Annotated in this window: 9 protein-coding genes and 1 pseudogene; 6 read left to right on the top strand and 4 right to left on the bottom strand. The window is 58.4% G+C overall.

The window, feature by feature from the left end; genetic code table 11:
- Window positions 1-2 precede the first annotated feature (2 nt).
- Genes Q0G75_RS01020 through Q0G75_RS01010 form a run of 3 tightly spaced genes read left to right on the top strand, consistent with a single transcriptional unit; the run spans window position 3 to window position 4,050 of the window.
- Entirely contained in the window at window positions 3-836 is an 834-nt protein-coding gene (locus Q0G75_RS01020; protein WP_294415301.1) for a GIY-YIG nuclease family protein, read from the top strand.
- On the top strand, window positions 837-3,398 hold the full coding sequence (locus tag Q0G75_RS01015) for a type I restriction-modification system subunit M (protein WP_294415299.1): 2,562 nt from the start codon (window positions 837-839) through the stop codon (window positions 3,396-3,398).
- 1 nt (window position 3,399) lies between these two features.
- Window positions 3,400-4,050, top strand: coding sequence for a restriction endonuclease subunit S (locus Q0G75_RS01010; protein WP_294415297.1), 651 nt, complete (start codon window positions 3,400-3,402; stop codon window positions 4,048-4,050).
- On the opposite strand, the gene Q0G75_RS01005 is transcribed toward Q0G75_RS01010, so the two are convergent.
- From Q0G75_RS01005 to Q0G75_RS00990, 4 genes and pseudogenes are all read right to left on the bottom strand, one after another.
- A complete protein-coding gene (locus Q0G75_RS01005; RefSeq protein WP_294415295.1) occupies window positions 3,990-4,919 on the bottom strand; it encodes a site-specific integrase in 930 nt (309 codons plus the stop codon). The two genes, Q0G75_RS01010 and Q0G75_RS01005, sit on opposite strands and share 61 nt — an antisense overlap.
- 57 nt (window positions 4,920-4,976) lie before the next feature.
- Entirely contained in the window at window positions 4,977-8,174 is a 3,198-nt protein-coding gene (locus Q0G75_RS01000; protein ID WP_294415292.1) for an HsdR family type I site-specific deoxyribonuclease, read from the bottom strand.
- Window positions 8,175-8,505: 331 nt separating this feature from the next.
- On the bottom strand, window positions 8,506-8,757 hold the full coding sequence (locus Q0G75_RS00995) for a hypothetical protein (RefSeq protein ID WP_294415291.1): 252 nt from the start codon (window positions 8,755-8,757) through the stop codon (window positions 8,506-8,508).
- A 30-nt stretch (window positions 8,758-8,787) separates the two neighbouring features.
- Window positions 8,788-8,895, bottom strand: a pseudogene (locus tag Q0G75_RS00990) (Fic family protein); the annotation flags it as partial.
- A gap of 170 nt (window positions 8,896-9,065) precedes the next feature.
- On the opposite strand from Q0G75_RS00990, the gene purN reads away from it, so the two are divergent.
- The 3 genes from purN (at window position 9,066) to purH (ending at window position 12,420) form a co-directional block, all read left to right on the top strand.
- Window positions 9,066-9,680, top strand: coding sequence for a phosphoribosylglycinamide formyltransferase (gene purN, locus Q0G75_RS00985; protein ID WP_276667602.1), 615 nt, complete (start codon window positions 9,066-9,068; stop codon window positions 9,678-9,680).
- On the top strand, window positions 9,670-10,662 hold the full coding sequence (locus tag Q0G75_RS00980; protein ID WP_294415289.1) for an XdhC family protein: 993 nt from the start codon (window positions 9,670-9,672) through the stop codon (window positions 10,660-10,662). The genes purN and Q0G75_RS00980 overlap by 11 nt, the downstream gene beginning before the upstream one ends.
- A 114-nt stretch (window positions 10,663-10,776) precedes the next feature.
- Entirely contained in the window at window positions 10,777-12,420 is a 1,644-nt protein-coding gene (gene purH, locus Q0G75_RS00975; RefSeq protein ID WP_114619850.1) for a bifunctional phosphoribosylaminoimidazolecarboxamide formyltransferase/IMP cyclohydrolase, read from the top strand.
- The last annotated feature ends 145 nt before the right edge of the window (window positions 12,421-12,565 follow it).

Raw genomic sequence — 12,565 nt, 5'->3', positions numbered from 1 at the left:
GCGTGATTCGAGTCAAGACCCTCACGATCCAACTCATCGATGCGCAGCCGGACCGCATTCGCATCTGCCGTGTTGAGGGAGAGTCGCTGGTTGCCATCATCATCCCGAGGGAAGATCTCGCCGAGGCGAAGGCGCTGCCCAATATCCCACAACGCGGTATTTATTATCTGCTGGATGAGGACCACGGCAACGTGAGTCGTGTTTACGCTGGCAAAACTACTCAAGGTATCACGCGTCTTGACACTCACAAGGCAAGAAAAGAGTTCTGGAATAAAGCGGTCATGTTTCTCGACGACGACCAGAACATCAGCAAAGATGCCTTAGACGTTTTGGAAGCCAAGGCTATCGAATACGTTCGCACCCATGGCTCGTATGAAACCGATAATTCTGACACGCCCAAGCCTTATGTCGACCCGTACAAGGAGGAAGCGGTCGAGCGCCTTCACGAACGAATCCTATTCAGGATGGCGGCGCTGGGATACGACCTGAACAGAATCGATCAGGGCCCTGCCGGCGCTACGACCGTCTTCCATACGAAGAAGAATGGGATACGCGGAACAGGGCGCTACGATAAGGCAACTGGGCATTTTACGGTTCTCGCCGGCTCGAAGGTGAACCTCTCCAAGCCTGTGCTGAAGAATGCGAGCGTCGCAGCGCTGCGCAGCGAGATCTTCGACAGCTTTACAGGCGTCGCGGATCTTGCTGAAGACCTCGAATTCTCGACGCCCAGCGCTGCCGCCGTCTTCGTGCTTGGCGGCAGCCAGAATGGCTGGATCGAATGGGTGAACAACGACGGTGAGACGCTCAACCAAGTTTACAGAAGCGAGGATAAATAGATGAACAAGCAGCAATTGGCATCAAAGATATGGGAATCCGCTAACAAGATGCGTTCGAAAATCGAGGCAAACGAATACAAGGACTATATCCTGGGCTTCATCTTCTATAAGTTTCTCTCCGAAACCGAAATCGCCCGCCTGAAGGCGCGTGATTTCGCTGAGGAAGATTTGCCAAGCCTCGTGGAAGACGACGAGGAAACGGTCGAGTTCGTCAAGGGCGAGTGCGGCTACTTCATCGCTTACGAGAACCTCTTCTCTACCTGGGTCGCCAAGGGCGGCGACTTCGAGATTTCGAACGTTCGCGATGCTCTCAATGCCTTTAGCCGCAACATCGACCCTGCTCGCAAGCGTGTCTTCGACGGCATCTTCGACACGCTGCGGACCGGTCTCTCCAAGCTCGGCACCGACGCACGGAGCCAGTCCAAGGCTGCTCGTGACCTCATCTACCTCATCAAGGACATCCCGATGGACGGTCGCCAGGACTACGACGTGCTCGGCTTCATCTACGAGTACCTTATCAGCAACTTCGCCGCCAACGCTGGTAAGAAAGCCGGCGAGTTCTACACGCCGCACGAGGTGTCCATGCTCATGAGCGAGATAGTCTCGTGGCACCTGGCCGGACGCGAAAACATCACCATCTACGACCCCACGAGCGGATCGGGCTCGCTGCTTATCAATATCGGCAAGGCCGTGGCGCGCCGCAGCGGCGACCCGGACTCCATCAAATACTATGCGCAGGAGCTTAAGGAGAACACGTACAACCTCACGCGTATGAATCTGGTTATGCGCGGAATACTCCCCGACAATATTGTGGCGCGCAATGGTGATACGCTCGAAGACGATTGGCCCTGGTTTGATACGGTCGAGAACAAGGACGAGACCTACAACCCGCTGTTCGTCGATGCCGTGGTGTCGAACCCGCCATACTCCCAGAGCTGGGATCCGGAAGACAAGGAACTCGATCCGCGCTTCAAGTTCGGCGTTGCCCCCAAATCCAAAGCCGATTACGCCTTCCTTTTGCATGATTTGTATCACTTGCGCCCCGACGGCATCATGTGCATCGTTCTGCCCCACGGCGTTCTGTTCCGCGGCGGCGAGGAGGGCGCCATCCGCAAGAACCTGGTGGAGAACCGCCATATCCAGGCAATCATCGGGCTTCCTGCCAACATCTTCTTCGGTACCGGCATCCCAACCATCGTTATGGTGCTCCGCAAACAACGTGAGAGCAGCGATGTACTGGTCGTGGACGCTTCGAAGCATTTTGCGAAGGAAGGCAAGAACAACAAGCTCCGTGCGAGCGATATACGCCGCATCGTGGACGCGGTCACGGCTGGGGCGACCGTCGATAAGTTCAGCCGCCTGGTGACCATCGACGAGATACGCGCCAACGATTACAACCTCAATATCCCGCGCTATGTGGATTCGTCCGAAGCTGCTGAGAGCTGGGACATGTACGCCACTATGTTCGGCGGAGTTCCGAAGGCCGAGGTCGACGCTCTCGACCGCTACTGGAAGGTATGGCCGAGCCTGAAGGGCCAGCTGTACGGTGAGGGCGGCGGCCCGTGCCTTGCTTCCGTGGCAGACGACGTGACGGCAACGGTGAGGGCCAACGCCGACGTCGTCTCGTTTTTGGGTGGCTATCGGGATACACTGGCACAGCTGCCCGAGGAGCTGCGGAAGCGATTGGTGGATGGTGCATCGCAGGTCGATGCCGTGGCCGAAGAAGAACATATTGCAGCATGGCTCCGCGATGCCCTTCATGGTGTTGCGCTCGTCGACGGGTACGATGCCTACCAAGCTCTCGACGATGCGTGGACGGACATCTCCGGCGACCTCGAGGTTATCCAAACCGAGGGCAAAGAGGCCGTGCGCAAAGTCGATCCGAATATGGTGATGAAAAAGAAGAACGGCAAAGACGTCGAAGTGCAGGATGGCTGGACGGGCCGCATCTTGCCGTTTGCGCTCGTCCAAGAACAGCTGCTCGCCGACGATGTTAAGGAAATCGTCGCGCGCGATTCCCGTTTAAGTGAGATCTCCCAAGAGCTTGACGAGATTCTCGATAACCTCGATGAGGAGGAGAAGAACTCGAGCGATGTTTTCAACGATGACGGAGCGTTCGTTGCGGCATCCCTCAAGAAGGCCGTGAAAAGCATCGGCAAGCATCCGGATGGCGACTTCGAGCAGGGCCTTGTGCGCGCTCAGGTCCTGCTTGACGAGGAGAAAAACCTCAAAAAGGCAAGCAAGGAGGCGTTTGCCGCGCTCGAGGAAAAGACCAAGGAGGTCATCGAGGGCCTGACTGGCACCCAGTGCGACGAATTGCTTGCTGCGAAGTGGATTGAGCCTCTGCAATACGATTTGCTCAAGCTGCCTAATGCTGTCATAAGCGATTTCATCGCAAAGGTCGTCGCGTTGAACGCAAAGTACGCGACAACCTATTCGGACGTATGCAACCAGATTACTGAGGCGGAAAACGAGTTGGCGGTGATGTTGGGCCAGCTCACGGGCAACGAACACGATATGGCGGGCATTGCTGAGCTGCGGAAACTGTTGGGAGGTGAATAGCATGACGGAAAAGACCAATGTGCCTGAAATCCGCTTCGTCGGTTTTACTGACCCTTGGGAACAGCGTAAGTTCTCTGACCTGGTTCTTATCGAGCGAGGCGGATCGCCTCGTCCCATCGACGCATATATTACGGAAGACCCCGCAGGGCTGAACTGGGTAAAGATTGGTGACGCGCCTAGCATGGGGCGATACATCACTTCTACCTCAGAGAAAATTAAGCTCGAGGGGCTTTCGAAAACGAGGCAAGTATATCCAGGCGACCTAGTTCTCTCTAACTCTATGAGCTTCGGTAGACCGTACATTATGGCTGTTGAGGGCTGTATTCATGACGGATGGCTGCTAATCCGAGATACTCAAAACCAATTTGATCCTGTATTTCTCTGCCATATGTTGGGCACATCCCAAATGCTTGACCAGTACCGAATGTTCGCCTCTGGAAGCACGGTAAATAACCTGAACAAAGAGCTCGTAGGGAATGCCACGGTTCCTTTACCCAATAGAGACGAACAGGTAAGAATCGGCAAATACTTAGACGAGCTCGATACCCTCATCACCCTTCATCAGCGTGAGCCACAGTTTACTGATATGGGTTATATGAGGGTGGAAAGGGCTCTCATGACGATGTCGATGTCTTTGTTTTCAAGCTCTTGAATGACATGAAGATAAGTTTCCTGGGTGGTGGTCATGCTTGCATGACCGAGCCTTCTCGATACGCTCGCTATGGATACGCCGGCAAACAAGAGGAGCGATGCATGTGTGTGACGCAACCCATGGACGGATATCACCGGCGCGCCGACATTTTTGCAGTGGCGTGCCAGTACGCTGTTCGCTGTTGAGTTATATACCTTACCCTTGACGAATATTGGTTCGGTCGGGGGAAGGCTCCTCAAGAGCCCGGAAAGCTGCATTATTAGTTGCCAGTCGAGCTGAACCTTCCGTACTGACGAGGCGTTTTTCGTGGGAACGAAGCCGCCACCGTTTTTGTAGTCCCAGGTTTTGTTTACGGAAAGCGTTTGATGGGCAAAGTCGAAGTCCTCGGGGGTGAGTCCTAGCGCCTCGGAGAAGCGCAGGCCTGTTTTGGCGACGATGAGAATAAGCCAGTCCCAACTTGGTTCGCTTGTCGACAAGTCGAGGTCGCCAAGCATAGCATGGAGTTCGAATTGGTTGAGGTACTTTATCTTCTTTGCCCGCGGTTGCTTGCCCTTGATGATTGCCTTTCGCGTGGGATCGCGCGGGATGAGACCCTCATCAACGGCGTCGAGGATCGCGCCTTTCAGCTGGTGGTGAAAATCCATGGTCGTTTGCCGCTCGTGATGCTCGGCGTAACCATTGATGAGCTGCTGATACGAGGTTCGGTCCAGGTCCTTGATTTTGAGGTTAGGGATAAGCTTGGCAAGCCAAGATTGAGTGAGTCGATATTTCCCCATCGTGACCTCGCGGATGGCTCCCTCTTTATAGACACTGACCCATTGCGAGTAGTAATCGCAAAAGAGGGAGTCTTCGGTGATGGCGATGAGCATTATTTGTCTCCTTCATCATGTGTGGTGGCTCACGCTGATGAAGGATGATGATGCCGCTCACTCGTCGATGTCGAAGCCGCCTTCTAGGATAAACTTTTTGAGAAGCGCTGCAGCGCGGGTATTCACCTTGAACGGCGGCAGGCTTTTACCTTCCTTCTGCTCGAAGAAAGCTTTGGCACGAGCCTTGTCTACCGAGTCTTTCAGGTCGTCGAAGCGCCCGAATTCATTTATGTTCGATTCCGTCAAGTTAAGCGCGGTCATGGTGGTGAGAAGATCGCCATCTATGCCGAGCGCTTCGACGACGCGTTGGGCCTGAGCATTCTTGGCTTTGTGGGCATACGACGTAATGTAGTCTCTCAGCGTCATGCCCTCCTTAAGGGTTGCGTCGCCGCGCTCCACGTCGTGTAGGAACAGCTCTGCGAAGCGCTGGTCATCTTGGCTTAAAGATGCAAAAGAACGGTGTAGCTCTTCGCGTGCAGCTGCGAGGCCCTTATCGTCTTGCTCTAGGCACTTCAGCCACTTCTCGAAGTTAGAGTTCATGTAATCGCTGTCTATGAGGCCTGTGTCGATTTCCGTGATGTGCCCATCGAGTTCGTAAGGTGCGTCGGGGACGCTGTCCGCCGCACCCCCAGAGAAGAGCTCTTTATAGCGCTGTACGAGGATGAGATAGGTTCGCTCATCGATAATGGGCTGAACGATGATGGACTCGCCGCAGCGCGCGCCTTCTTTAGGCTCCTTCTTGAACACGTACGTGTCTTGCTCCCAGGTAAAACCTTGTACTTTCGCGGCTTCAAGGAATTCATTAAGTTCGACAAATTCCTTCGCGAACTTGCGTCTTGCTTCCTGCGATGCGGGGAGTTTGGAGAGGTCTCCAACACCCGCGGCCTCGAAGACCATGAGTATCTCCTGCAGGCGCGCATCCATCAGTGCGATATTGTCTGGTAGTTTCTGGACGAACATGTCGAGCGGGCGGTCTCCCGAATACAGCTTCACTGCTGCTTCGATATAGCCCTTCATGGTGTGGGGTCGGCGGTAATAGCGAATCGTCCCGAAAGGCTTATCGGGGCCGAACAGTCGGTTTGTGCGGCTGAACGCCTGGATGATACTTTCGTAATCGATGACCTTATCGAGGTAGAGCGTGTTGAGCCACTTGGAATCGAAGCCCGTGAGCATCTGGTCCACCACTATGAGCAGGTCGATGCGGGAATCGCGGTTGGAGTCAACGTTGACGTAGGGCTTCTTGTGGGACAGGCGCGCCGATATATCCTTCTTCATGGCGGGCCATGTAGGGATGGTAAACTCCTGGTCGTAAGCCTTGTTATAGTCTTCTATGAGCTCGGCCAGGGCGTCTTCCTTTACCGTGGAGCCGGCGTTGTTGTCGATGTTCGGGTCGAAAAGGGCGGCCACCTTCATCTGCGGAGCGCGTTCCTTGAAGGCTCGGTAATAGTCGATTGCCTCCGGGATGGAGCTCGTCGCCAAGATTGCATGGAACTTATTGCCGTGGGAGAGTACAGGGAAACGGCGCAGGATGTCCTCTACAACCTTTCCGTGGTGCGGGGTGCCGGGCCAGTATTGGGCGCGGGTGAGGAAATCCTCGATTCCCTTGATGTGGTTGCCGGCGCTGTCGACCATCGGTCCCATGGGGACCTTTGCCGAGTCCATATAGTGGTAGAAGACCTTGCTCTTCCGGTCGTCGGAGATGGCCTCGGCAACGGTTGCGGCCTTTGCTTGCTCGAGGGCAACCGCTTCGCGTACGTCGTGGTCGTCGAACGTTGTCACCATGTAGGGGTCGAAGCCTAGCACATTGCTGTCGCGAATACCGTCAGCAATGCTGTAGCGGTGCAGGCATTCGCCGAACACCATGGCCGTGGTCGATCCCTTCTTCTGGTTCTCATCGAGGATCGGTGTTCCCGTGAAACCGAAGAATAGGGCATTGGGGAACGCGCGGCGTATGTCCTGGAGCATATCGCCGAAGGTGGATCGATGGCACTCATCGATGATGAATACGATACGCTTGGCGGCAAGATGGTCAAGCTCGGCTTGAGTTATTCTGGCTTCGCCGGCCTTCACGTTGCTCATTTTCTGGATGGAGGTGACGATAAGGCGATTCTTGGGGTCGTCGCTGGCGAGTTTGGACTTGAGGACCTGCGTATTCTCGGTGCCCTGCACGTCATCGGCGTCGTCGGCAAAAGAGCGGTACTCCGAGAGCGACTGGGTGCCAAGCTCGATGCGATCCATTAGGAATACGACCTTGTCGGCATCATGAGAGTCGGCGATAAGCTGAGCAGATTTAAAGCTGGTCATGGTTTTACCGGAGCCGGTGGTGTGCCAGATGTAGCCACCGGGGCGACCGGGTGTGCTGCTGTGGCGTGGTTCGTCCCATTTACATCTGCGGACCTTGTCTGAGATGGCTGCGGCGGCGTAGTACTGGTAGCTGCGCATGACTTTTAGGCAACCATCAGAGCTGTCGGCCACGGTGTAGAACCCAATGAGCTGATGCGCCATGGGAATAGAGAGAAGTGTCGAGGTGAATCTCTTCCATTCGTCGGTGCCAGGTTTGTCGCCTGCGCAGACGAGCTCGTTATTGAAGTCTTCCCAGTGGAAGAAGAAGTTGGGGTTGAACGCGCCTGTTCCGGGGTTGGCAAAGTACCGTGCCTCGTCGGGAGTCAATCCCACGAAGATTTGCACCAGGCGGAAGAGGCCCGTGAACACACCTTCGTGGGCGTATTTTTCGATTTGGCCGGTTGCTTGGCTTACGGGCACGCCGCTGCGCTTGAGCTCGATGTGGATGACCGGCATGCCATTTATAAGCAGGCATAGATCACCACGACGATCGTTAAGGATTTTGCTTTTTGCGGGATAGATTGGCTGCTGGGCGATTTGGTAACGGCTTTGGCCTGCTGCGATCTCTTGCCGGTCGTAAATTTTCAGGCTGACTTCCTTACCCAGATGGAGGGCGTCATCGGGGTTGTCGCGCGTGATGGCGACGGTTTTGCCGTTGATGAACCCGTTGAGCGCCAACGGGGTCTTAAGTGTTTCGATTTGCTCGATGACCTGCGCCATCTCACCCTGCGTAAGCGGGCAGCCGTTCAGGCGGTCTATGCCGGCGTTGTTGTTGAATAGAATCTTTGCCCAGTTGTCGATAAGGTCTTGTTCGGTGGGGTACCGAAGGACTCCTTCCGCATCATTCCACCCGTGCTGTTTCAGTACGGTAATTACCGCCTCTTCAAACGAAGCCTCTTTGTCGAAAACCATGAGGAAACCTATCCGCGTAATTGTAAAAGCCATGCACCCATAATATTGACAATGATTATAAGACATACTCATAAACACTTGAGTGCAGCGTAAGTTGTCCGACCCGGTTCATATCGAGCACGACGGATCATTTTGTGCTATCGACGCATACGTTACGGAGGGTCCCGCATGCCCAAAATCGAGTAAAGATTGGTGGCACGCTGCTCATGCCGTTAGATTGGGGGACCGCCTGTACTGAAACGGAATCATTCCTCCGAGCGATTTCCTGATTTATATGTAGCCAAATCAGTGTTTAAGGAACTGCCGAAGTGAGTACGCCTCCGTTCCCCGTTCACGCATCCTTCCCTTTACGCAACGCATCCTTGGGGTCGACGTTGCGTAGCAGGGTGGGGTCGTCGAACAGGCGGGCACAGATCATGTCCGCGCGATTCATTTCGCCGCCGTCTTCTCCGATCACGTTTTTGTAGAACCGCATCAGGAACGTGTTGTCGGGGAAGATCTTCGCCGCTGCGTTACGGTACTGCGCGCGCACCAGCGCATCGCGGAAGTAGCGCGCGTGCTTGGCGAAGGGGTCGTTCGCCACCTGAAACCCCAGGCTGTTCAGGTACAACTCCGAGAACACGGCGACGGTACGGGTGTTCCCCTCGTAAAACGGATGTATCTGCCAGAGGAACGCGATGGTGTGGCAGAAGCGCTGCAGCTCCTCGTCCGTGAACGTCGTGTATGCTGCGGCGGCCTCGTTCGCGAACGCGCCCTCTCGTTTCTCCTTCCCCTTGAATACTTGATGGCGCTTGCCGAGAGCGGGGGGCTGGGCTTGCTGCCTGCACGTATACTGGTTGCATAGTGCGAATCGCGGGGCTGGTTGGGCGCCGCTTGATGAAAGGCTGTCTCGTGTCCGAAAAGTTGAAGATCGGCGTGCTGCTCTCCGGCAGCGGCACGAATTTCCAGGCCATTCTTGATGAGGCGGCGAAGGGCCTGCCCGTCGAGGTGGTGAAGGTGGTCGCGTCGCGTCCCGATGCGTACGGCATCGAGCGCGCCAACGCCGCCGGCATCCCCGTGCTGGTCATGAATCGTGAAAAGTACGCCGACCCCGAGGCGGCCGACGCGCAGATTGTGGCCGCGCTGCAGGAAGCCGGCGCGCAATACGTGGTCATGGCCGGCTACATGCGCAAGGTCACGCCCGTCATGCTCAACGCCTTCCCCAACCGCGTGCTCAACCTGCATCCGGCGCTTTTGCCCTCGTTCAAGGGCGCGCACGCCATCGCCGATGCGTTCAACGCGGGCGTGAAGGTCACGGGCGTCACCGTCCACTTCGCCAACGAGGACTACGACAAGGGCCCCATCGTGGCGCAGGAGCCGGTGCGCGTGGCCGAGGGCGACACGCTTGAAACCCTGGAAGCCCACATCCACCAGGTGGAACACGAGCTGTACCCGCGCGTGCTGGGCTGGTTGGCCGCCGGCCGCGTGAGCGTCGATGCGGAGGGCAAGGTGCACCTTGCTGAGTAGGGAAACGCTGGCGGGCATCGCCGCCGATCTGCGCGCGGGACGCGCGGTGGAGCTTTCGCCCGCCGACTTCCCGTGCTTTTCCGCTGAGGCGCTGAAGGGCAACATGCATGTTTCGCCCGATGACCTGGGGAAACTTTCCGCCGCCCTCACCGCTGATGACGCGCCCACCTTCGAGCGCGCCGCTCGCGCCATGGCCGAGGGCGACCTGGCATGGCTGGGCTTCAAGGTGGTGTTCGACCCCGCCGCCGCGCAGGCCAACACCGACAACGAGGTCACGAAGAAGTACGGCGACACCGGCTCGGCCGACGGCGCCGGCATGGTGTTCTTCTGCAACGACGCGAAGGAGATCGTCTCCGCGCGCACGCCCAGCCCGCGCGACGTGTTCCAGATGAAGGACATCACGCGCGGCCCCGGCATGCATAACGAGCAATTCGACGGCCTGACCTGGCTTTCCGTGCCGCTGTTTAACCAGGTGCGCGTGTGGCTGCTCGGCGCTTCCGACGCCGCTGCCGAGGTGAGCGCGCTGGCCGCGCATGTGGGCTTCGCCGTCACCGCGGTCGACTACGACCCGGCGTACCTCTCGCCCGAGCGCTTCCCCGACGCCGAGCGCGTGCTGCTCGACGGCGGCAACTTCGACGAGCTGGACAAGCTCGCCCCCGCGCCCGGCGACTACGTGTGCGTGCTCACGCGCGGCCACATGTTCGACCCCGAGGGCTGCGTGTGGGCCGTCAGGCACAACGTGCACTACGTCGGCATGATGGGCTGCAAGGGGAAGAACTCCACCGTGCACGATTTGGTGCTGGCTCGCGGCGCCTCCGAGGCTGACTGGGAACGCATCAAGCGGCCCATCGGCCTGAAATTCGGTGCCAAAACCCCGGCGGAATTGGCTATCTCCATCGTGGCTGAGCTGGTCGATGTACGATATACGCAGCGCTACAGCCCCGAGGCGCGGGCGCGCCACGAGGAAAGCCTGGGCCGTTAGGGCCCGGCAGGCAACCCCGAAACAGGCATCTTGCGGGCGGCGCTTCGGCGCAAAGCCCCGCTTTGCGATAAGGAACGGACTAACAAGGAACGGCTCAAGGTAAGGAGAGAGCAAGTGGCAGATCCGAAGGTCAAGCGCGTACTCATCTCGGTGACGGACAAGACGGGCGTCGTCGAGTTCGCCCGCGCGCTGCATGACGAATTCGGCGCGGAGATCATCTCCACGGGCGGCACCGCCCGCGTCATCGCGGAGGCCGGCGTGCCGGTCACGCCCATCGACGAGGTGACGAAGTTCCCCGAAATGATGGACGGCCGCGTGAAGACCCTGCATCCCATGGTGCACGGCGGCCTGCTGGCCAAGCGCGATAACGCCAAGCACATGGCCGAGGCGGCCGAGCACGGCATCCAGATGATCGACATGGTGGTCGTGAATCTGTACGCGTTCGAGAAGACGGTCGAGTCCGGCGCGGACTTCGGCACCTGCATCGAGAACATCGATATCGGCGGTCCTTCCATGCTGCGCAGCGCCGCGAAGAACTTCGAGAGCGTCACCGTGGTCACCGACCCCGAAACCTATGAGGGCATCCTCGCCGAGATGCGCGCCAACGGCGGCGCCACCACGCGCGAGACCCGCATGGAGCTGGCCCTCGAGGTGTTCGAGACCACCAACGCCTACGACGGCGCAATCGCCGACTTCCTGTTCGACCAGGTCCAGGCCGCGCATCCGCATGAGCACGGCGAGGGCTGCGGCTGCGGCTGCGAGGAGGGCATTGAGGCTCAGGGCGAGTTCCCGCCCGAGTGCGCCCTGTACATGCAGAAGCAGCAGGACCTGCGCTACGGCGAGAACCCGCATCAGCAGGCCGTCTTCTACCGCGTGGACGAGTTCGCCCATGAGCACAGCCTGGTCAATGCCCAGCAGCTCAACGGCAAGGAGCTGTCCTACAACAACATCCTGGACACCGACGCGTGCTGGTCGCTCGTGCGCGAGCTCGACGAGCCGGCGGTCATCATCCTGAAGCACCAGAACCCCTGCGGTTCCGCCACGGCCGAGAACATCACCGAGGCCTACGACAAGGCCTTCGCCTGCGACCCGAAGAGCGCCTTCGGTGGCATCATCGCGGCGAACCGCCAGGTCACGCTGGAGATGGTCGAGCACATCAACGAGAACAAGCAGTTCGTCGAGGTGCTCATCGCCCCCGAGTTCGAGTCCGCCGCGCTTGAGCTTCTGCAGCAGAAGAAGAACTTGCGCGTGCTGCGCACCGGCGGCATCGACGCCCCGGCTGCCGTCGAGGTCCGTTCCGTCGACGGCGGCGTGCTGGTGCAGGACGTCGATCACGTGTCCGAGGATCCGGCAACCTTCACCGTTCCCACCGATCGCAAGCCCACGGACGCCGAGATGCACGAGCTCATGTTCGCATGGCGCGTGTGCAAGGGCGTGAAGTCCAATGCCATCCTGGTGTCGCGCGACCATGCCGGCATCGGCATGGGCCCGGGCCAGCCCAACCGCGTGGACAGCGCGCTTTTGGCATGCAAGCGCGCCCATGAGGCGTGCGAGCGCATGGGCGTGGAGCCCAAGGGCCTGGTGTGCGCGTCCGACGCGTTCTTCCCGTTCCGCGACAATGTGGACACGCTGGCCGAGTGGGGCATCACTGCCATCATCCAGCCCGGCGGCTCCGTGCGCGACGAGGAGTCCATCCAGGCGTGCAACGAGCACGGCATCGCCATGGTGTTCACCGGCCATCGCCACTTCCGCCACTAGTTTGCGAAGCCGGCGGGCGGGGCGGGGGTGCGCCGCTTGGCGCGTCTGCCTCGCTGAGGGCGTGTGCGCGTGATGCGCTCGCGTTCGAGTTGCCGGCATCGTTTGCGTCCGCTGCGCCTGCAAGGGTGCGGGGAAGCGAAACCTG

The organism is uncultured Senegalimassilia sp., assembly GCF_934636665.1.
Lineage (GTDB): Bacteria > Actinomycetota > Coriobacteriia > Coriobacteriales > Eggerthellaceae > Senegalimassilia.
This window is presented reverse-complemented; position numbering and strand designations above follow the sequence as displayed.